This window comes from Plantactinospora sp. B6F1 (assembly GCF_040120695.1).
Classification (GTDB): Bacteria; Actinomycetota; Actinomycetes; order Mycobacteriales; family Micromonosporaceae; genus Plantactinospora.
In genome coordinates, this window is sequence record NZ_JBEEAC010000091.1 from 1 (window position 1) to 1,265 (window position 1,265).

2 protein-coding genes are annotated in these 1,265 nt (G+C 69.5%); both read left to right on the plus strand.

The window, feature by feature from the left end; genetic code table 11:
• Positions 1–51 precede the first annotated feature (51 nt).
• Positions 52–348 (plus strand): transposase, encoded by a 297-nt coding sequence (locus ABNF97_RS33905; RefSeq protein WP_349341062.1) that lies wholly within the window; start codon positions 52–54, stop codon positions 346–348.
• Positions 345–1,235 (plus strand): IS3 family transposase, encoded by an 891-nt coding sequence (locus ABNF97_RS33910; protein ID WP_349341063.1) that lies wholly within the window; start codon positions 345–347, stop codon positions 1,233–1,235. Before ABNF97_RS33905 ends, ABNF97_RS33910 begins: the two co-directional genes overlap by 4 nt.
• Positions 1,236–1,265 lie beyond the last annotated feature (30 nt).

Sequence of the window (1,265 nt, forward strand, 5' to 3'; positions counted from 1 at the left end):
TATGAGGTTCCCCCGATAGCGTGGAGGCCTGACCTAAGGGGATAGATGGTCATGGCTGAGACGAGGAGACGGTTCGACCGGGCGTTCCGCGAGGGCGCCGTTCGGATCGTGCGGGAGACGGGCAAGCCGATCGCCCAGGTCGCCCGGGATCTCGGGATCAACGACGGCACCCTGGCGAACTGGGTGGCGCAGGACCGGCGGGCTCGGGGCGAGGCCGCCGCTGGCGGCCTTGGTGAGGATGAACGCGCCGAGCTGGTCAGGCTGCGTAAGGAGAACGCCGAGCTGGCGATGGAGCGCGACGTGCTCAAGCGATCCGTGGTCCTGTGGGTCAAGGAGGCGACGAAGTGACTGTGGCCCGCTTCGTCGCCGCCCAGAGGACCGAGCACGCCGTGCCGCACGCGGTCACCTGCCGGGCGCTGGGACTGTCCGAGGCGTGGTTTTACAAGTGGCGTGACCGGCGGCCCACCGCGCGGCAGACCCGCCGCGACGCCCTCGATGAGGCGATCCGGGCAGCGTTCGACGCCTCCGGCGGCACCTACGGCTCCCCGCGGGTGACCCAGGACCTGCACGCCGACGGGTGGCAGGTGTCGGTCAACACCGTCGCGGCGCGGATGGCCGCCCTCGGCCTGGCCGGGCGCACCCCGCGACGCCGGCGCAGCCTCACTAAGCAGGGCAAACGCCCGGTGGCGCCGGACCGGGTGCGACGGCGGTTCACTGCCGTCGCGCCGGACGTGCTGTGGTGCGGCGACATCACCGAGGTCACCACCGACGAGGGCAAGCTTTACCTCGCCACGGTGATCGACCTGTACTCCCGCCGGCTGCTCGGCTACGCCATGTCCGCCCACCACGACGCCGAACTGACCACGGCCACCCTGAGCATGGCCGCCGCGACCCGCGGCGGCACCGTCGACGGAGTGATCTTTCACAGCGACCGCGGCAGCGAGTACACCGCCGCCGACTACGCCAAGGCCTGCCGCCGCCTCGGTGTCCTGCAGTCGATGGGCCGGGTCGGCTGCGCTCTGGACAACGCAGCCGCGGAGGCGTTCAACTCCACCATCAAGGTCGAATACATCCACCGGCAGCGGTTCCGCACCCGCACCGAGGCCCGACTCAAGATCGCCACCTGGATCGTCGACTTCTACAACGTCAGACGCCGTCACAGCGCCTGCGACGGCATGTCACCCATCGACTACGAACGTTTTATCGCTGACGCCCGCCGGGCTCAGGCAGCTTAAACAATCCTCCACGCTTCCAGGGGATTGACA

Coding starts and splice junctions, on each gene's coding strand:
- ABNF97_RS33905 (WP_349341062.1), top strand. CDS start 52: ATGGCTGAGACGAGGAGACGGTTCGACCGGGCGTTCCGCGAGGGCGCC.